The organism is Aquitalea sp. ASV11, assembly GCF_016429185.1.
GTDB classification, from domain to species: domain Bacteria; phylum Pseudomonadota; class Gammaproteobacteria; order Burkholderiales; family Chromobacteriaceae; genus Aquitalea; species Aquitalea pelogenes.
This window is the reverse complement of record NZ_JAELUD010000001.1, coordinates 73038-93375: the sequence shown is the minus strand read 5'-3', so window position 1 is coordinate 93375 and position 20338 is coordinate 73038. Positions and strand designations below refer to the sequence as shown.

15 protein-coding genes are annotated in these 20338 nt (G+C 57.0%); 8 read left to right on the top strand and 7 right to left on the bottom strand.

Annotated features, from left to right (window positions below; translation table 11 throughout):
* Positions 1 to 6 precede the first annotated feature (6 nt).
* From JHD62_RS00420 to JHD62_RS00410, 3 genes are all read left to right on the top strand, one after another.
* The gene (locus tag JHD62_RS00420; protein WP_199101316.1) at positions 7 to 747 is read left to right on the top strand and encodes a UDP-2,3-diacylglucosamine diphosphatase; all 741 of its coding nucleotides are present in this window, start codon (positions 7 to 9) and stop codon (positions 745 to 747) included.
* Between the two features lie 292 nt (positions 748 to 1039).
* Positions 1040 to 2626 carry a methyl-accepting chemotaxis protein gene (locus JHD62_RS00415; RefSeq protein ID WP_199101315.1) on the top strand — a complete coding sequence of 529 codons (1587 nt, stop codon included), beginning with the start codon at positions 1040 to 1042 and terminating at the stop codon, positions 2624 to 2626.
* Between the two features lie 196 nt (positions 2627 to 2822).
* On the top strand, positions 2823 to 4487 hold the full coding sequence (locus tag JHD62_RS00410) for an L-lactate permease (protein WP_082086460.1): 1665 nt from the start codon (positions 2823 to 2825) through the stop codon (positions 4485 to 4487).
* Between the two features lie 108 nt (positions 4488 to 4595).
* On the opposite strand, the gene JHD62_RS00405 is transcribed toward JHD62_RS00410, so the two are convergent.
* The 6 genes from JHD62_RS00405 to JHD62_RS00380 all read right to left on the bottom strand — a co-directional run bounded on the left by JHD62_RS00405 (position 4596) and on the right by JHD62_RS00380 (position 12023).
* Positions 4596 to 6083, bottom strand: a complete 1488-nt coding sequence (locus JHD62_RS00405; protein ID WP_199101314.1) for a mannitol dehydrogenase family protein — start codon at positions 6081 to 6083, stop codon at positions 4596 to 4598.
* Positions 6084 to 6151: 68 nt separating this feature from the next.
* A complete protein-coding gene (locus tag JHD62_RS00400; protein WP_370541001.1) occupies positions 6152 to 7525 on the bottom strand; it encodes an MFS transporter in 1374 nt (457 codons plus the stop codon).
* A gap of 34 nt (positions 7526 to 7559) precedes the next feature.
* Positions 7560 to 8579, bottom strand: a complete 1020-nt coding sequence (locus tag JHD62_RS00395; protein ID WP_199101313.1) for a Zn-dependent oxidoreductase — start codon at positions 8577 to 8579, stop codon at positions 7560 to 7562.
* Positions 8580 to 9124: 545 nt separating this feature from the next.
* Positions 9125 to 10585 (bottom strand): YdiU family protein, encoded by a 1461-nt coding sequence (locus JHD62_RS00390; RefSeq protein WP_199101312.1) that lies wholly within the window; start codon positions 10583 to 10585, stop codon positions 9125 to 9127.
* A gap of 46 nt (positions 10586 to 10631) precedes the next feature.
* Complete coding sequence (locus tag JHD62_RS00385; RefSeq protein WP_131355047.1) at positions 10632 to 11099, bottom strand: hypothetical protein; 468 nt, start codon at positions 11097 to 11099, stop codon at positions 10632 to 10634.
* A gap of 27 nt (positions 11100 to 11126) precedes the next feature.
* Positions 11127 to 12023, bottom strand: coding sequence for a LysR family transcriptional regulator (locus JHD62_RS00380; protein ID WP_199101311.1), 897 nt, complete (start codon positions 12021 to 12023; stop codon positions 11127 to 11129).
* Positions 12024 to 12338: 315 nt separating this feature from the next.
* On the opposite strand from JHD62_RS00380, the gene JHD62_RS00375 reads away from it, so the two are divergent.
* The 3 genes from JHD62_RS00375 (at position 12339) to acs (ending at position 16356) form a co-directional block, all read left to right on the top strand.
* Complete coding sequence (locus JHD62_RS00375) at positions 12339 to 12650, top strand: DUF485 domain-containing protein (protein WP_045847092.1); 312 nt, start codon at positions 12339 to 12341, stop codon at positions 12648 to 12650.
* Positions 12647 to 14326: a cation acetate symporter gene (locus JHD62_RS00370; protein WP_199101310.1), complete on the top strand. Its 1680-nt coding sequence runs from the start codon at positions 12647 to 12649 to the stop codon at positions 14324 to 14326. Before JHD62_RS00375 ends, JHD62_RS00370 begins: the two co-directional genes overlap by 4 nt.
* Before the next feature lie 65 nt (positions 14327 to 14391).
* On the top strand, positions 14392 to 16356 hold the full coding sequence (gene acs / locus JHD62_RS00365; RefSeq protein ID WP_199101309.1) for an acetate--CoA ligase: 1965 nt from the start codon (positions 14392 to 14394) through the stop codon (positions 16354 to 16356).
* A 153-nt stretch (positions 16357 to 16509) separates the two neighbouring features.
* On the opposite strand, the gene JHD62_RS00360 is transcribed toward acs, so the two are convergent.
* Positions 16510 to 17427, bottom strand: coding sequence for a bestrophin family protein (locus tag JHD62_RS00360; RefSeq protein WP_045847089.1), 918 nt, complete (start codon positions 17425 to 17427; stop codon positions 16510 to 16512).
* A 122-nt stretch (positions 17428 to 17549) separates the two neighbouring features.
* Here JHD62_RS00360 and JHD62_RS00355 point away from each other — a divergent pair, with 122 nt between their 5' ends.
* Positions 17550 to 18305, top strand: coding sequence for an ABC transporter substrate-binding protein (locus tag JHD62_RS00355; RefSeq protein WP_199101308.1), 756 nt, complete (start codon positions 17550 to 17552; stop codon positions 18303 to 18305).
* Positions 18306 to 18411: 106 nt separating this feature from the next.
* Positions 18412 to 20262 (top strand): DUF294 nucleotidyltransferase-like domain-containing protein, encoded by a 1851-nt coding sequence (locus tag JHD62_RS00350; protein WP_199101307.1) that lies wholly within the window; start codon positions 18412 to 18414, stop codon positions 20260 to 20262.
* The last annotated feature ends 76 nt before the right edge of the window (positions 20263 to 20338 follow it).

Below are 20338 nucleotides of genomic sequence, written 5' to 3'. Positions count from 1 at the left end.
AACATCATGAGCCATCACTTCATTTCCGACCTGCACCTGAGCGAAGACAGCCCCGCACTATGCCAGTTGTTCGTGAGTACCTTGCAAGCATGGCAGGGACAGATCGACAGCCTGTTCATTCTGGGTGATTTGTTCGAATACTGGGTTGGTGATGACGATGATTCTGCATTCTTGCAGGACATGCTGGCTGCCATGCAGCAGTTCTCCCGCCATACGCCACTTTATGTGATGCGAGGCAACCGCGACTTCCTGCTGGGCGAGGGCTTTTGCCAGCGCAGCGGGGCCATGTTGCTGGAAGACCCCCATCTGCTGGAGGCCTATGGCCAGCGCTATCTATTGAGTCATGGCGATGCGCTGTGTACCGATGACACCGCCTATCAGCAATTCCGTGCAGTAAGCCGCAACCCGGCCTGGCAAGCCGCCATGCTGGCGCGGCCCTTGGCCGAACGCCACGCCATCGCAGCCCAGGCACGCATGCAAAGTGAAGCAGCCAAACAGCAGCAAGGCCTGAGCGCCATTACCGATGTCACCGAACAGGCCGTTCTGGCATTACTCGACCAGTATGACTGGCCGGTTCTCATCCACGGCCACACCCACCGCCCGGCCTGCCACTGCTATCAGCAAGACAACAAGACCAGTCAGCGCTGGGTGCTGACTGACTGGTACGGCAATCATGGCGGCTATCTGCGACTGGATGAAAATGGTCTGCAGGCTCATGCACTGACAGCAGGCCACCACCACGACTAGTCCCAGCAATGGGAGCCTTTCCAGCAAAATCGCCGCGGGGCACACGGAAGGCTCTCCATACAATCCCATCCCTACTACCGTTAGGAGCTATCCTTTCGGTCAGCATGTAATACCTTCGCTCTGGCAAGAATGTGCTATTCCTGATAAGTGGGCTCGCTGACATTGCCACTGTAGTCTCAGCCCACGGACAACATGGCATGCCTGACATGCCTGACAACAGCAGCACAGCATACATGGCCCGCCAACAGGCAGGGTCTGGGCGCGCATGTGCGGGTTTTGGGGAATCACATCAATGCAGAACCATCACCGTTTTTTCTCGGTGCGCCAGCGTTTTGTCTGGCTCACGCTGGTGCTGGCCAGCTTGCTTGCCGCCGTAGCACTGGGAGCGGCAGTACTCATCAGGCAAATCACCATCGGTGGCCCGCAGTACCACCGCATCATCCAGGCCAAGGATCTGGTGGCCGATATCCTGCCACCGCCGGCCTACATCATCGAGGCCAACCTTCTGGTCCATCAGCTCAGGCTGGCATCCATTGAGCAGCAAGCACATCTGCTGGGGCAGTTACAGCGCAGCGAACAGTCATTCAATCAGCATTACCAGTACTGGCAGCAACAGGATCTGCCTGTTGCATTACGCGAGTCTCTGACAGGCCAGGCTCAGGAATATGGACGTGAGTTTTTCATATTGCTGAATCAGCAGTTGCTTCCGGCCCTGCAAAAAAAACAGGACCGCCAGGTAAGCATTGTTTTTGCCCATATGCAGCAGGTGTATGCGCAACACCGCCAGGCTATCGACAAGGCCGTGATTCAGGCCCAGCAATACCAGCAGCGACTGGAAGATGAAGCTGCCAGCAGTAATCAGCAAAACTGGCTGCTATTGTCACTGGCCTTGCTCGCTACCGTTTTGGTCGTGGCCGTGTTGTTGCGCTGGAGCTATCGCCGTCTGATTGCACTGTTGGGTGCGGAACCGGCCCAGACCCGCCAGCATATCGGCCAACTGGCAGAAGGCCAGTGGCAAGGCCATCTGCAACAAGTCAGCCCCCACAGCATGAGTGGTGTACTGGACAGCATGATCAGCCGCTTGAGCACGGTCATGCACGGCATACGGCAGACAGCCACCGACATGCGCACCTTGTCCGGACAAGTAGAACATGCTGCCAGCCATGTCGGGGACCAAACCAGTAGCCAGGCCGCCCATCTGGAAGAAATTGCCACTACCTTGCAGCAGTTTTCTTCCACGCTGGATGCCACCATGCATAGCGCCCAGCAAACCGAACAACAAGCCATTGCAGCGGTAGATGCAAGCCGTGAAGGCCGCTTGCTGGTAGAAAACACGGTGCAGGCCCTGCACCATATCATCCAGTGCATAGAGCAGATCGACGACATTGTTTACCAGACGGACTTGCTGGCCTTGAATGCCACTATCGAAGCCGCCCGCGCCGGAGAACACGGCAAGGGCTTTGCCGTGGTGGCACAGGAGGTTCGCAAACTGGCCCAGCGCAGCAAGGACGTGGCGCAGGAAATCCAGCAACTGTCGCAACAAACCATGAGCCGGGCCGAACATGCCGGTAGTGCCATGGGTACGCTGGAAGACATCATCAGCCAGACCCGTCGCCTGGTGGAACACATCAACAGCAGCAGTCAGGAACAGAACCTGGGCATCAGCCAGATTTCACAGTCCTTGAACCAATTAAGCTATTCATCAGTGCAAAATGCTGAAGAATCGCTGAACATGGCCACACTATCCCGGGAAATGCTGCAGCATGCCGAGGCCTTGCAGCAACGGGTGGCCTTCTTCCGCTTGCGCGACCAAACCGCTGACCACCGACAGTTATCCGCTCTGGATGGCGAAAGCAGCGCCCCGCTGACGGCCGCCTGACCCTCTCGCTCGCCCTCTCTCCCCATCGTCAGACACAGGGTAAACCCGCAAGGGCAAGCCCTAAATGACGATTTGATGCTTGATCACTACAGTTGCGCCATCCGCCACCAGTACAAAAACAGGCGGAACGCTCGAATGGGGCACAGCCGCGATGGCTGCGCCCGATCAACGCCAACAATCATTGGAGAGAACCATCATGTGGTCCCACGTTTACGACCCACTGGGCAACCCGTGGCTGTCTACGCTGTGCGCAGCGCTGCCGGTCATCGTGCTGCTGGGCGCGCTCGGCATTTTTCATATCAAGGCTCACATTGCAGCTGTGATGGGTTTGATCACTTCGCTCGTTGTCGCCATCGGCATTTTCGGCATGCCCGCCGGCATGGCTGCCAGCGCCACCCTGATGGGTGCGGCCAACGGCTTGCTGCCGATTGGCTGGATCATCCTGAACGTGATCTTCCTGTACCAGCTGACCGAACGCAAAGGACAGTTTGCCATCCTGCGTGAAAGCATTACCGGCGTCACGCAAGACCGTCGCCTGCAACTGCTGCTGATTGCCTTCTGCTTTGGTGCTTTCTTTGAAGGCGCTGGCGGCTTTGGCACTCCGGTAGCCGTTACCGGTGCCATGCTGATTGGCCTGGGCTTCTCGCCGCTGGCCGCATCCGGCCTGTCGCTGATCGCCAACACTGCGCCGGTCGCCTACGGTGCACTGGGCACACCGATTACCACCCTGGCCAAGGTGACCGGCATCGATGTGATGCTGATTTCCTCCATGGTGGGTCGCCAGATGACCATCTTCGCCGTCATCGTGCCGTTCTGGCTGCTGATTGCCTTCTGCGGCTGGAAGAATACCCTGCGCATCTGGCCTGCCGCCCTGGTGGCCGGCTTGTCCTTCGCCATTCCGCAGCTGATCGTGTCCAACACCATGGGGCCGGAACTGGTTGCCGTGATTGCCTCGGTGTGCTCGATTGCCGCGCTGGTTCTCTTCCTGAAGGTATGGCACCCGCAAGAGGTATACACCTCCACCGCCGGCACCATGGCCGGTGCTGCTGCCGAAGCCGCTGGCAAGACCGCCCTGCAACCCAAGCATGGTTACTCCACTGGAGATGTGATCCGTGCCTGGCTGCCGTGGCTGATCCTGTCGGTGCTGGTATTCGCCTGGGGCTCGCCAAGCGTGAAAAAACTGCTGGACTCCATTTTCACCATGGAAATCCAGTGGCCCGGCCTGCACAACCTGGTACAGAAGATGCCGCCGGTTGTGGCCAAGCCGCATGTCGAAGCAGCCATCTACAAGCTGAACCTGCTGTCCACCACCGGTACCGGCATTCTGGTGGCTGGCATCCTGTCCGGCCTGATCATGGGCTATCGCCCGAGTGAGCTGATCAAGGTATACGGTCAGACCTTCTGGTCGCTGCGCTACTCGCTGATCACCATCGTGGCCATGCTGGCACTGGGCTACCTGACCCGCTACTCCGGCGTGGACATCACCCTGGGCCTGGCGTTCTCGCACACTGGCGTGCTCTACCCCTTCTTCGGCACCCTGCTGGGCTGGCTGGGTGTGGCACTGACTGGTTCCGACACCGCCGCCAACGTGCTGTTCGGTGGCCTGCAAAAGGCATCCGCTACTCAGCTGGGCCTGTCGCCGGTGCTGATGACTGCGGCCAACTCCGCCGGTGGGGTAATGGGCAAGATGATCGACGCCCAGTCCATCGTGGTGGCTTCGACTGCAACCCAGTATTACGGCAAGGAAGGTGTGATCCTGCGCTATGTGTTCTTCCACTCGCTGGCACTGGCCTGCCTGGTTGGCCTAGTGGTAACAGCGATGGCCTATCTGCCGCCGTTTACCTTGCTGGTATTGCACTAAGCCGTTCCGGCCGCTTTTGCTGCCAATATGAAAAGCCCCGCCAGAGCAATCCGGCGGGGCTTTTTTCACAACATCAGGACATGGCAATCTTGTAGCCTGCCAGTGACATCAGGCCAAGGTTACTGTCAGGCCAAGCCGACTGCACAACGATGTGATACAGGCCCTGACACCAAGCTGCTGCAATAGCTGGAACTGCTGCTCAAGCAGCTCGACAAAATGCGCATTGGCGGGCAAATCGCTCCCGAAAACTTGCTCCAGCTTCAACAATGCCCGTACCGCAGATTCACCGTCCGTTCTGCTGGACAGCAGACGGCCTATTTCCCCGGCCAGCGGATCGGACACGGATATTACTTGCCCCTGCTCATCCACCCGACTGACAAAGCACATCCATGCCGCCACCCCCAGTGCCAGGCAGTCAAAACGATTTCCGTGCTGCAGATGAAAACGAATGGACGCCAGCATGCGCTGTGGCAATTTCTGGCTGCCATCCATTGCTATCTGCAAGGTCCGGTGTAATAAAGCAGGATTGCGAAAACGCGCCAAGAGCTGCTCCGCATACTCTTGCGGATCATCCGGACAGCATTCCAATGTTCGTGCTTGCTCATGCACCATCAAATGGTAGACCAGCCTCACCAGGCAAGCATCCTGCATGCAATCGCTGACATGCACATAGCCGGCCAGACAACCCAGATACGCCAGAAAGGAATGACTGCCATTGAGCATGCGCAACTTCATTTCCTCGAAAGGCTGCACATCGGCAAGCAGCTTGACTCCAACCAGTTCCCACGGCGGTCGCCCGTAAGGAAAGCAGTCTTCTATCACCCACTGGCGATAAGGTTCACAAGCCACACCGGCCGGGTCATCGGCACCGCCAAGCAAGTCACGGATACGCCTGCGGGTTTCCGAGGTCACCATGGGCACAATGCAGTCCACCATGCTGGAAGGAAATGCCACCTGCGATTCCACCCAGGCAGCCAGGTCTGCATCCTGCAATCTGCCCAGCGTCATCATGACTTGCCTTGTCACGACACCGTTAGCCGGCATATTGTCGCAAGACAGAATGGTCAAGCCGGGCAAGCCACGCTCACGACGCAAACGCAGACCAGCCAGCAACACTCCGGGAGCAGAGCATGGCTGCCAGGGGCAGGCAATATCATGCCGGATGGCGGGATGCTCCATCTGCAATTGGCCGGTAGCGGGTGAATGGCAATAACCCTTCTCGGTAATGGTCAGCGTCACCACGGCCAGCTCAGGCTGCGCCAGCGCCTCAACAACGGCCGACAAGCCATCCTCACGCAGGCTCAGTGCCTGACAGACCACGCCCACCACCCGGCATGACCAGTCGTTCCCATCCATTTCTGCCACTGCATAGAGAAAGTCCTGTCTTTTCAAGGCAGTAATCGTACTGCCACTATCCGTCAGGCTAACTTCACAGTAGCCCCAGTCACTGGCATGGTCGCTGGCCAGCATGTCGGCATACACCGCCTGATGAGCGCGATGAAAGGCCCCACAACCCAGATGTAATAATCTGGGTCGCAAGGCTTCACGTGGGTAAGGTGGCGATAAGCCCTTGGGGGACGACAATGAATCAGACATGCGCACTCCTCAGGAACTGGTACGAACAGGCATGATTAACCTTGTGCCAATACCTCCCAAAATACGGCTCAAACTTCTGCATCCTGCATTATGTTCAGATCTCGGTCTTTAACTTCCGGCATCGACAATGCCGCCATCAGGCCTGCCATTGAATAGCACATGATCATCACTGCAACAGGCCACCAGCTGTTAGTCAAATGGCAAAAGATACCAGCCAGCAGCGGGCCCAAACCAACCGCCACCAGGCCTCCGGCCTCCTTGGATATGGCCATGCGGGTAAAACGCTGCCGGGCACCAAACAACTCGGCCAATGTAATGTTTTCCAATGCAAACAAACCCAGCACAGCAATATTGTGAATAATGATGATCGCCACCATGATGGTGCTGATATCCTGCGCTTTATCCATGATCAATGACAGTAATGGATAAGCCAGCAAAATACCCATGACATTCAACAAAATATATGGAAATCTTCTGCCCAGGCGATCCGACAGATATCCCATTAATGGAATCGTCAGGAATCCGATGGCAGAACTTATCATCAAGGCATCCGTCGGAATGCTCTTGTCAAACAGCAGGGTCTGAACCAGATAAGCGGTCAGGAAGGTTTGAATCAAACCGGAATTTCCAGCCTGACCAAAACGCAGGGTGGTCGCAATCCAGAATGCGCGACTGCGGAACATGGCAGCAAAACCGCCATCATTCACTTCCACGGCAGCCGGATTTTCATGAGATTTTTCATGCACATGCCGTTGATTCACGCCTTGCACGAAAACAGGCGACTCCTTCAGGTTGGCACGTAGCCAGATGGCAAATGCCATGACCACGACGCTGGACAGGAACGGAATGCGCCATCCCCATTCCATCAGTTGCTGACGGTCCAGCAAATAAAACAGAACACCCCAGATCGCCGTTGCCAGCAAGGTTCCGCAATTTGTCCCTATGGCTACCAATGAAGAAATGATGCCGCGTTTACCCTGCGGAGCTGACTCGGCCAGCATGGTGCCGGCACCGGATATTTCCGCTCCGGCACCCAATCCTTGCACAATACGCAGGATAACCAGCAGTATGGGGGCCAGAATGCCGATCTGCGCATAAGTAGGCAGTGCACCGATCAGGGTTGTACACAAACCCATCATGGTAATGGTGATAAACAGTACTTTCTTGCGACCAACCCGGTCCCCCATGCGTCCGAAAATAATGGCACCGACAATACGTGCCAGATAACCTGCGCCATATGTGCCCATGGCCAGGATCAATACCATGGCCCTGCTTTGTCCATAGAAGAATATTTCATGAAAAACCAGGGCAGCGCCCAGGGAGTAAAGCTGAAAATCCATGAATTCAAGAGCCGTTCCCAACCAGCCTGAAACAGCAGTCTTGACCAGGCCGGAAGTATCACTTTCCTTGATTTGCTGATCCAGGACATTATCCGTATTCACATCACACCCCCAAAATCATCAGTTCATCCGTCTCTCAATCAGGGAATCGGAGCAGAATCTTGCAGCAGCTATCCGGATTTGACTCAAACAGCGCTAGTGCCTGCTCTACCTGTTCCATCCTCATGTCATGGCTGATCAGGATGTGCGGAAACAATTTGCCAGCAGCCATCCATTCAATAACCTGAGGAAAGCGGGCACTATTCAAACGGGAAGAGAAAATGGACAATTCTTTACTGGTTATGTCTTTTTGCCGGATCACCGTTTCCGCATCAGAAAAACCCATGATACCGATACGACCGGCAGGAGATGCCAAGGCAATCGCCTGTGACAAAATGGCAGGATGACACGCAGCATCGATAATCAGTGTCGGCTGGCACCGGATGCCTTGCAGATAATCAGCCTCGGATGACTGAAGATTATTGATGATGACATCTGCCCCGCATTCAATCGCCATCTCCAGCCGCGAAGGAATCCGGTCCACCACCATCACCTTGCCAACCTGATAAACATTTTTCAATACCTGTACCAGCGCCAATCCCATGGGGCCGGCACCATAAATCAAGGCTGAATCATGTGTGGCTGGTTGCAACTGAGCAGTCATGTTTGCCGCAACACTGAATGGTTCAATCAGGGCGGCATGCCGATCTGGAATATTCGATGGCACCTCATGGATATTTGCGGCAGGTACGCAGACATATTCGCTGAAACCACCATCACGATGTACGCCCAGTACCTTTAGCTTCAGACAGACATTTGGGCGCCCCATCCGACAGGGATAGCAGCAAGCACAGCTGATGACCGGATCAATCACCACGCGCTGACTGATACGGGCAGTGTCGACAGACTCTCCAACCGCATCAACAATGCCAAAAAATTCATGCCCTATCACCCGCGGATAGCTGGCAAAGGGATTATGCCCCCGATAAATATGCACATCAGAGCCACATACACTGGCATATTTAACCTTGACCCGGACTTCATGCGCGGCAGGAGCAGGTATTTTTTCATCTGCCAATAACAGACTACCTGGCCGGGTGATAATAATACTTTTCATTCCGCCACCTTTATCGGTTCAACATTATTGCAATAAAAGCAACAAGCACCGCAAATATATCAACAAAAACATTTTGATGAACAATATTAACAGAACCTGCATCCCATTAATCGACCCGATGAAAGTATTACAAACCCAAGCACCATACAAGCATGAAAAACTGACCTTATTAGCGGCAATAATAAAATCCCACATCTGCAACTTAGCAATACACCGCATCAAAAGTGAATTATCAAAAGCAATTCACGATCAATACTATTGTTAGTCAGAAAAAATTGAATTAAATACAGAATATTCAAAACACCATGACCTGAGACATTTGAATAGCAGGACAGAATGCATACGCATTCCGGGCAGATACTGGATGTACCGGCCTGATAAGCGCACTCAATAGTCAGAAGAATACGGGCGGAAAGCAGCGGGAAAGAATGAAGCCGCTGGCCATCCAGAACACACGGCAGGACATGGCGTGCATCTGGAATCGGGCAGCGGCTTTCAGCAGGCAGCAGACAGGCCTGAAGTGGGACAGGGAAAAAGCGCTGGATTCAGCTGGAGCAGCTGACGCTGATTTCCGTCGCCCAGGCGGGTGGTTCAGCGGCAAAGTCCTGATACTCTGGCTGTTCGTCGAATGGATGTTGCAGGCAATCATGCAAGCGGTTTATCAGGGTGAAATCGCCCTGTTGAGCGGCTTGTATTGCTTGTTCAGCCAGATAATTGCGCAAGATGTATTTGGGGTTGACTGCCAGCATGGCCGCCCTGCGCGTGGCCTTCGGTGTTGACTCTAGCTGCAAACGCGCGGCATAACGCGCAGCCCAGTCATCAAACAGGCTGCGATCCAGGAACAGATCGCGCAACGGCGCATTGTCCTCACCGGCCACAAAATCCGCCAGCCGGCGGAAGAACACGGTGTAATCCGTCCGGTGTGCATGCATGGCCAGCAGTAATCCCTCGATCAAGGCATCATCCTCTTCCAGCTCGGTGACAAGGCCCAGCTTGCTGCGCATCAGCCTCATCCAGCACTGCGCATACTGTTCCCGGTAAGAGGACAGGGCTGACAGCAGCGTTTCCTCGTCCACCAGCGGCAAAAAAGCCGATGCCAGGCAATGCAGATTCCACAAGCCAACCTGTGGTTGCTGGTTGTAGGCATAACGTCCGGAATGATCGCTGTGATTGCATACATGCGCGGCATTGAAGCCATCCATGAAGCCAAACGGGCCGTAGTCCAGCGTCAGCCCCAGCACTGACATATTGTCGGTATTCATCACACCATGACAGAAGCCCACTGCCTGCCATTGCGCAATCAAACCTGCGGTGCGAGTGACAATTTCGCTGAATAATGCTGCGTAGGGCTGCGCTTGTTCTGCACAGTCCGGGAAATGATGACGGATGAGGAAGTCCGCCAGGATACGGATTTCATCATGCTGACCACGGTGATAAAACACTTCGAAACTACCGAAGCGGATGAAACTCTCTGCCAGTCGGGTCAGCACGGCGGCGGTCTCGACTTGCTCGCGGTAAACCGGATCTGGCGAGCCCACCATGGCCAGTGCGCGGGTGGTCGGGATACCCAGCCCGTGCATGGCTTCGCTGCACAAGTATTCGCGGATGGTGGAGCGTAATACGGCTCGACCATCGCCCATCCGGGAAAAGGGAGTCAGTCCGGCCCCCTTGAGCTGCCACTCCCAGCGATGGCCATGGATGTCTGCCGTATCACCCAGCAAGAGCGCCCGGCCATCTCCCAGTTGCGGGACGAACACACCGAACTGATGCCCGGCATACACAGCCGCCACAGGCTGCATGCCATCTGCCAGCCGATTGCCCGACAGCAGTGCCACGGCAGCAGGCGTATCCAGTGTTTCGGGCTGTATACCCAGCTGCACACACAGGGGGGCGTTGGCCGCAACAAGATACGGCTGGCTGAGTGACTGGGGCTGGACCGAACGGTGGAAAACCGGTGGCAGCTGCAGAAAACGTTGACCGAAGGTCTGGGAAGTGAGTGCTTGCATTGCCCGATTCTAGTCGCGACCCGGGCGGATAAACACCTGAAACCAATCAGGGTTTTTGCCGACGCAATACCCGGCGCATGTCGCGGGCGGCGTTGAGTGAGGCGGAGGAAAAGCTGGTGGCGGCAAAGTGACCTACCTGACGGCTCATCTTGCTCACGGCATTGCCCGAACTTTGCCCAAGCTGCAGCGCCTGTTTCATCACGGTGAATGAGGGGTGGTTACCGGACTGCTCCAGTTGGCTGAGCAGGCGCTTGTGCATGTCATTGAGCGACTTTTCGGTTGCCAGCATCAGGTCTCGCTGGTTGTCCGCGTGTGCCTGCATCAGGGACACACTGCCAAGCAAGCTGCTGTCGATGCGGTTCTGCAGTTCGCCTTCCGGCAAGGCCGGCCCTTGCAGCCATGCAACGGCCCAGCTGATACAGGCATCCTGCTGGGCATCCAGCAAGCGGCGCTGGCTGAGCTCCATGGTACGCAGATAACGCTCGAAAGCACTGGCAAACCATTCGTAGGCCATGGAAGATCCTTGTCGGTGAGGCGGGGTTCAATGCGCGGTGGCGGGGCTGAGTTCCCAGATGCGAATCAGTTCGTGCAGCAGTGCTTCCAGTATGGGGTCGCCAACCCGGTCTGACGGATAAACGAATTGAAGCTCAGCCAGTTTGCGCACACCGGGCACAACCGTCAACCGCCCAGCGGCCTCCCATTCCAGCGCCTCTTCCTCACGCGCCAGTGCCACACCGACGCCACAGGCGACAAGTTCCAGAATGGAAGCCAGATTGTCGCTTTCTGTCACCTTCTTCGGAGAAATATTCAGTTCACGCCACAGTTCTGCAGTGATCTTGGACAAGCTGGAAAACTGCGACAGACCTATCCAGGGCAAGCGCCCTAGGTCTTTGTGATTGTGGATGTCAATACGGTTTTGCCAGTTGTGTGGCATCACGATGCGAAACGGCAAATTGGTCAGCAGGACGGTATTGACATTGACGTAGGGATTTTTGCCCAGATAGAAGCCGGCATCCAGTTCCTTCTTGCGCACAAGGTTGAGCACCTCGCCCGTGACCCCGTGTTGCAGGCGCAGGTCCAGCAGCGGGTACTTTTCCACCAGGGCGGCCACCCACTGCCCCATTTTCAGTGTCGCCGGGGTCAGGGTCAGCCCCACCAGAGCCTTGCCACCGGTCTGCCCTTTCAGGGTTTTGGCGTGATTCAGTATTTCCCGGGCCGAGGCCAGGATGGATTGCGCCTGCGGCAACAGTTCCTGCCCGGCACGCGTCATGGTCACCCCACCGGCAGTCCGTTCAAACAGCGGCATGCCAACTTCTTCTTCCAGCGCCTTGATCTGTGCGGTCACGGCAGGCTGGGACAAATGCAGCAATTCGGCGGCCTGGGTCAGATGCCCTTGCTGGGCCACGGTGACAAAGGTCCTCAACTGATAGATTTCCATGTACGACCTGTTCTCTCTGCCTGTAGTAAATGAACTACATTTTTCTGTTTGTACGACATGTTCTGCTGCCTCATTTTGGCTTCAATAGCACATCTTCCACAACATTTTCCGGTATTCCCACACAAAAAAACCGCACAAACCACAGGGGAAATGGAGCAAAAATACCATTTCAACCTATTGTTTTTTAATATTTTTTGCAACGCAACATCGACATGACAAATTTTGCTGATCAAAAAAAGCGATTAGCGGTGCCCAGCTTTCGTCCCTTATGTTTCATCCAGCGGTCAGACGATCGTTACGACAAAGGAGGATGCAATGAACGAGGACGTACTCAAGAAAGTACAGTCCAACCCGAAGTTCAAAGAGCTTGTTCACAAGAAGACAAGCCTGGGTTGGCAGCTCAGCATCGTAATGCTGGCCATTTACTATGGCTTCATTCTGATTCTGGCATTTTCACCATCGACGCTGGGAGCTCCGCTCGCCCCCGGCATGACCATGACTGTTGGCATCCCGGTAGGGATCCTGATCATTCTTTCTGCTTTCGTGCTGACCGGCCTGTACGTGCGCAAAGCCAACGGCGAGTTTGACCAGCTCAACCGCGAGATCGTTGAGGAGGCACAACAATGACAAAACGCACTGGCTCTCTCGCTCTGGCAGCCCTGACCCTGTTTCCTGCCCTGGCTTTCGCCTCCGGCGCCATCGAAGGTGATGTGAAGCAACAGGCCACCAACTGGCACGCCATCATCATGTTCGTAGTGTTTGTAGCCTTCACCATGGGCATTACCTACTGGGCGGCACGCCGTACCCGTTCTGCTTCGGACTTCTATACCGCCGGTGGCGGCATCAGCGGTTTCCAGAATGGCCTGGCCATTGCCGGTGACTACATGTCGGCAGCCTCCTTCCTGGGGATTTCCGCCATGGTGTTCGACAAGGGCTATGACGGCCTGATCTACTCCATGGGCTTCCTGGTTGGCTGGCCGGTGATCCTGTTCCTGGTGGCAGAACGTCTGCGTAACCTGGGCAAATACACCTTTGCCGACGTGGCTTCCTACCGCCTGCAACAGACCCCGGTACGCTCTTTTGCCGCCACTTCCACCCTGGTTGTGGTGGCCATGTACCTGATTGCCCAGATGGTAGGTGCCGGCAAGCTGATCCAGCTGCTGTTCGGCATGAACTACTCCTCTGCGGTAATCATGGTGGGCATCCTGATGGTGTGCTACGTGCTGTTTGGCGGCATGCTGGCTACCACCTGGGTACAGATCATCAAGGCCGTACTGCTGCTGTGTGGTGCTTCCTTCATGGCCTTCATGGTGCTGTCCACCGTTGGCTTCAGCCCGGAACTGATGTTCGAGAAGGCAGTTGCCGCTCATGCCAAGCACGCTGCCATCATGGCGCCGGGCAAGGCTGATCCGGTTGACTCCATCTCGCTGGGCATGGCGCTGATGTTTGGTACTGCCGGACTGCCGCACATCCTGATGCGCTTCTTCACCGTGTCTGATGCCAAGGAAGCCCGCAAGTCGGTGTTCTACGCCACCGGTTTCATCGGCTACTTCTACATCCTGACCTTCATCATCGGTTTTGGCGCAATCATGCTGGTGCTGAATCAGCCGGGCATGATGGAAACCATCACCAAGGATGGCAAGCAAATCACCCAACTGGTTGGTGGCAGCAATATGGCCGCCATTCACCTGGCCAATGCGGTTGGCGGTGACATGTTCCTGGGCTTCATCTCTGCTGTTGCCTTCGCCACCATCCTGGCCGTTGTAGCAGGTCTGGCCCTGTCCGGTGCCTCTGCCGTCTCGCACGATCTGTACGCTTCGGTTATCAAGAAGGGCAAGGCGAACGAAGCTGACGAAATCCGCGTATCCAAGATCACCACCGTGGCACTGGGCGTCATCGCCATCGTGCTGGGCCTGGTGTTCGAGAAGCAGAACATTGCCTTCATGGTTGGTCTGGCCTTCTCGATCGCGGCTTCCGCCAACTTCCCGGTTCTGTTCCTGTCCATGTTCTGGAAGGGCCTCACCACCCGCGGCGCAGTAATCGGCGGCTTCATCGGCCTGGCAACCGCAGTGGTGCTGATTGTTCTGGGACCGGCAGTATGGGTGGATGTGATGAAACACAAAGCCGCCCTGTTCCCGTACAAGAACCCGGCCATCTTCTCCATCACCCTGGCGTTCGTGACCACCTGGCTGTTCTCGGTGACCGACAACTCCAAGTCTGCTGCTGAAGAAAAGGCCAAGTTTGATGCCCAGTTCGTTCGCTCCATGACCGGCATCGGCGCCTCCGGCGCTTCCAAGCACTAATCGTTACACCTGGGGCCGCATCCTGCGGGATGCGGCTACAGCAAGACAAAACATAAGGAGAAGTTATGTCCACCCTCGAGTCCATTCTGAAAGAAACCCGCAGCTTTCCGCCGTCCGATGACTTCCGCCACAAGGCCACTGTGTCTGGCATGGAGGCCTACAATGCGCTGTGCGAACAGGCTGATGACAGCTACCTGGCTTTCTGGGGGGACCTGGCACGCGAGCTGATCACCTGGAAAAAACCCTTCTCACGGGTACTGGATGACAGCAATGCACCTTTCTTCAAATGGTTTGACGATGGTGTGCTGAACGTCTCCTACAACTGCCTGGACCGTCACCTGCCGCTGAACGCCAACAAGATCGCCCTGATTTTCGAAGCAGATGATGGCGAAGTGACCCGGGTTACCTATTCCGAACTGCACCGTCGCGTTTGCCAGTTTGCCAATGGTCTGAAGAGCCTGGGAATTGGCAAGGGCGACCGTGTGGTCATCTACATGCCGATGGTGATTGAAGCCATCGTGGCCATGCAGGCCTGCGCCCGTATCGGCGCCATCCACTCCGTGGTATTCGGCGGTTTCTCCGCCGGTGCGGTACGCGACCGTATTCAGGATGCCGGTGCCAAGCTGGTGATTACCGCCAATGAAGGCCTGCGCGGCGGCAAGACCGTTCCGCTGAAGGCCACCGTGGACGAAGCCCTGGCACTGGAAGGCTGCGAGTCGGTACAAAACGTAGTGGTTTACCAGCGCACCAATGGCGGCGCACAGTGGACCGAAGGCCGCGACGTATGGTGGCACAAGCTGGTGGAAGGCCAGGCAGAAGCCTGCGAACCGGAATGGATGCTGGCGGACGATCCGCTGTTCATCCTCTACACTTCCGGTTCCACCGGCAAACCGAAAGGCATCCAGCACAGCAGCGCCGGTTACCTGCTGGGCGCCATCAACAGCTTCCGCTGGGCCTTTGACTACAAACCGAATGATGTGTACTGGTGCACCGCCGATGTGGGCTGGATCACTGGTCATTCTTATATCTGCTACGGTCCGCTGGGCATCGGTGCCACCCAGGTGGTATTCGAGGGCGTGCCGACCTACCCGGATGCCAGCCGCTTCTGGCGCATGATCGAGCAGCACAAGGTCAGCATTTTCTACACTGCACCGACTGCCATCCGTTCTCTGATCAAGCTGGGCAATAACCTGCCCAAACAGTTCGACCTGTCCAGCCTGCGCCTGTTGGGCACCGTGGGCGAGCCGATCAACCCGGAAGCCTGGATGTGGTACTACGAAGTAGTGGGCGGTGGCCGCTGCCCTATCGTGGATACCTGGTGGCAAACCGAAACCGGCTCGGCCATGATTGCGCCGATTCCGGGTGCCGTTCCCACCAAGCCGGGCTCTTGCACCCTGCCGCTGCCGGGCATCATTGCCGACATCGTGGACGAATCCGGTGCGCAGGTGGAACCGGGCCGCGGTGGCTTCCTGGTGATCAAGAAGCCCTTCCCGTCCCTGGTGCGTACCATCTGGAACGACCCGGACCGCTTCAAGAAAACCTACTTCCCGGACGAGTTCAACGGTCAGTACTACCTGGCTGGCGACTCGGCTAACCGCGACGAAAACGGCTACTTCTGGATCATGGGCCGTATCGACGATGTACTGAACGTATCCGGCCACCGTCTGGGCACCATGGAAATCGAATCGGCACTGGTGGCCAACCCGCTGGTGGCCGAAGCCGCGGTGGTAGGGAAGCCGCACGAAGTGAAGGGTGAAGCCGTGGTAGCCTTCGTGGTACTGAAGGGCGCCCGTCCGGAAGGCGACGAAGCCAAGAAGATTGCGGCCGAACTCAAGAACTGGGTAGCCCACGAAATCGGCAAGATCGCCCAGCCGGACGACATCCGCTTTGGCGAAAACCTGCCCAAGACCCGCTCCGGCAAGATCATGCGCCGCCTGTTGCGCTCGATTGCCAAGGGCGAGGAAATCACACAGGACGTTTCGACGCTGGAAAACCCGCAGATTCTGGGCCAGCTGCAAAACCCCATCTGAATCAGTTCAGGAGCACACTGACCTTGAGCCCGGTGATTTCACCGGGCTTTTTTTATTGCCCGTAGTATCCGTCTCTAACTGCAACGGCGGTGACCAGAAAGGTCCGACAAGAACCTGGCATCACCACGGCAACAGCTTTCCTGATGGATGCGCTTAGTGCAGATACACCCCTTGCGGCTTTGGCGCTTCCACCGTCACCGGCAGGCCCTGCATTTCGCGCACGGCGGATTCGATGGTATGGCACAGGGCAGCCAGTGGCAGGTCATTGCCTTCGCGACCAAACGGTTCTTCCAGTTCTTCGCCAATCACTTCCAGCGCGAGATATGTGTAAGCAATGAATACGGCAATCGGAGGCGTCAGCCAGCCTATGCTGCTGACCAGGCCCATCGGCAACAGCAAGCTGTAGATGGTGACCGTGCGGTTAAGCAGGACGCGATAGGTATAAGGAATCGGCGTGGTGTCGATGCGCTCGCAACCGCCCAGGATTTCCGACATGGTATCCAGCTTGCGGTCCAGCGCCTGCCATTGCCACTCGTTCAGGCAGCCTTCGCGCTGCAACTGCTGCACCAGCTCTCCCAGCCGACGCAGGATGATGGCCGGAGCAAAACGGGCCGCTTGCACCTCGTCCAGCAGGCCGGGGGCAATCAGGCGCTGTAGATGCTGGCAATCATCCTCCCGCCGCAGCTGGGCCTTCAGCGCATAGGCAAAGGCACAGAGCAAATCTGCCGCCTCGGCAGTCAGCGGATGTTTCGGTACGGCAGACAGCAGCAGGCGGGTGATGGAGCGATTGACAATCAGCAGGCCACCCCACAATTTGCGGGCTTCCCAGAAGCGGTCGTAACTGACTGAATTGCGAAAACCCAGAAAAATGGCCAGCGACACACCAAGCAAGGTGAAGGTGGGAATGCTGAGCGCAGAATCCGCATGAGTGCTAAGCCACCAGTGGCGGGCGCCGGCTGACATGACGGCAATCAACAACACCAGCAACAGTCGTGGCATGATGCGCGGCAGGACTGAGCCATGCCAGACAAACAGCAAGCGAAACCAGCTCAGGGATGATCGGACAATCATGAAGCAATATCAGCCAATGATGTTAAAGCCGACATGATAAGCCATCGTCACACATGCTGCAGTGCAAAATACGACTCGGCAATTTCACTTGCCGCCCCAAGGGCAACAACTACAGTAAAGAGATGAAACGCACTCTCCCTGCCCTGTCGATCCCGCTGCTGATGCTGTGCTCGGCCTTGCCCGTGGCACAGGCAGGCACACTCACCATTGCCTGTGAAGATAATCTGCCACCATTTTCCAGCGAGGCTGGCGGACAGCCGCACGGCATCGTGGTTGATGTCGTGCAGCTGATCATTCGCCAACTGGGCTTGGGTGAAACCGTGCACCTTTACCCGTGGAACCGGGTATTGACCATGGGCCTGAATCAGCCCAACACACTGGTATGCGCCATTGCCAGAACACCGGAGCGGGAAGATCGCTTTCAATGGGTAGGCGAGGTCATCCACTCTCCGCCGGTGTTATTGATGCTGACCGAAAATGGCGGGCGCATTCCCCGTAACGGCAAACTGGCTGACTATCAGAACTACGCGATTGGTGTACTGCATGGTTCTTATCAGGAAAAATACCTGCAAGAACACGGATTCACCCATCTGGAGGCCTTTTCCTCGTATCGCGAGGGCTACCAGATGCTGCGCGCCAAACGCATCACACTGTGGGCGGCCAACCAGCTGACAGCCTATTCCACCGTGCAGCAAATGCATGACCAACCCGGCCAGGTGCTGCAGACTGCCTTTGTGTTCAAGCAACTGCCCCAAGGCATGTCCATGGCATTCAGCCTGGGAACACCAGCCTCCACGGTAGAGGCATTCCGCCAGGCACTGGAGCAGATAAAACGCGATGGCCGTTACCAGCAGATCCTCAAACAGAACAGTGAATAGCATGACCGGCCACTGAAGCGGGCAAAAGCACTGCGACGGATTTCCCCAATATCAGTCGGGTCTGGCCAGCTTTATATTCAACCCATCACAGCGCAACCGGCAGACCATGACCACGCCCACTCCATTCCCGGCAGACTGGCAACCATTGCTGGTGCATGAACCATTTGCCGTCATGACAGCGGAACAGCTCCAGTTACTGGCCCGTTATGGCAAACGCCAGCATTATCCCCGCGGCAGCAGCTTGCTCAATCCCCAGGCAGGGCTAGCCACGCAGCTGTTCATCGTGCTGGAAGGCCAGGTACTGGCCGAGGATATTTACAGCGGCCAGCCGTTTGCCATGCTCAGCCAGGGCGAAATGTTTCCGCTGGGTGCACTGCTGGCACAGCGGGCTGTCACCAACCACTACCGTGCCGACAGTGACTGCATGGTGCTGCTGTTACCCCATGCGGCCTTTCTGGAGCTATGCCGTGCCTCGTCGGCATTCCAGCAGTTTTGCACCCAGCGGCTGGCCAATCTGCTGTCCCGCGCCAGACAACAACACCCCGCAGCGCTAGGTGGACAGGGCCTCAGTCTGCATACCCCGCTGTCAGCGGTCATCCAGCGGCCACCCGTCACTTGCAGGCCCGATACCGCACTGCGCCCCTTGCTGGAATTGATGCAGGACCAAGGGGTTGGCTCGGTGGTAATCACCAGCCCGGAACAAAGACTGCTTGGCCTGTTCACCCTGCGCGACCTGCTGTCCGCCCATCTGGCCGGACGGCCGGACGACACCCCGGTGCAGCAATTGATGCGCCAGCCCAGCTGCATCCTGCCGCCTACGGCACTGGCCAGCGAAGCCATGCTGGCGCTGGTGCAAAGCGGCGAGCGCCACGTGATGGTATGCGAGGGCAGCGCACTGGTCGGCATTGTTTCGGAACATGATTTGTACCGCCTGTCACGGCTGGACATGAAGGAAATGCTGCAACGGCTCAGTCGCTGTGACAGCACGGCCGCCCTGTCCGGCGTGGCCGCCACCTTCCGCCGCCAGGTGGTCGCCCTGTTCCGCCAGGGCATGGATGCTGACGCCAGCACCCGCTTGCTCAGCCTGTTCAACGACCAGTTGCTGACCCGGCTATGCCAGCTGCATCTGGCAGAAGCCGGGCTGGATGATGTGGAAATCTGCTGGCTGCAGTTTGGCAGCAGTGGCCGTCAGGAAAATACCCTCTCTTCGGATCAAGACAGCGGCATCGTGTTTCACAGCAGCAAGCCGCTGCTACAGCACCAGCTGGCCTTGCAACTGCCCGCCATTGCACAGGGTATCTGCTCGGCATTGAGCGCCTGTGGCATACCGTTGTGCCGCAACGGCGTAATGGCCGGCAATCCCAGCCACTGCCTGTCACTGGATGACTGGAGCGACACCTTTATCAGCCAGCTGATGCAGTCGGACGACACCGCCGGACACATCGGCCTGTATCTGGACTTACGACCGGTATGGGGCAATAGCGCACTGGGTCTGGAGTTGGCCAACCGGCTGCGCCAACGCGCCGCAGACCGTCAGGTATTGCAGGCACTCAGCCGCAACGCCCGACGCTATCAGGCACCGCTGGGCTGGAGCGGACGCCTGCAAACCGATGAAAATGACAAGCTGGACCTGAAAGCCGCACTGGACTTCTTTGTTGACGCCGCCCGCATCATGGCCTTGATGGCTGGTTGCGCCGCAGGTCGCACCAGCGAGCGCTTTGCCGCTGCCAGCCAGTTGCCAGGCCTGGACAGCAGCGACTGCCAGTCCTTTGCCGACAGCGCCCGTTTCCTGCAGGATTTGCGTTTGCGTCACCAATTGGCCTGCCAGGACAATGCGGCCGGGCTGGACAGCCTGATCGACCCGCACCAGCTCAGCACCCTGGACGCCCGCATCCTGAAAGAAACCCTGCGTCAGGCGCGCAAACTGCAAGCCTGGCTTGGCCGGCAACTACCCTGAATGCTGGCTGTGGGCCATGGCCTACCCCCAGCAAGGTTGTGAAGCAGGCCCGAAACCCGGATAATTTTGCGGTTTT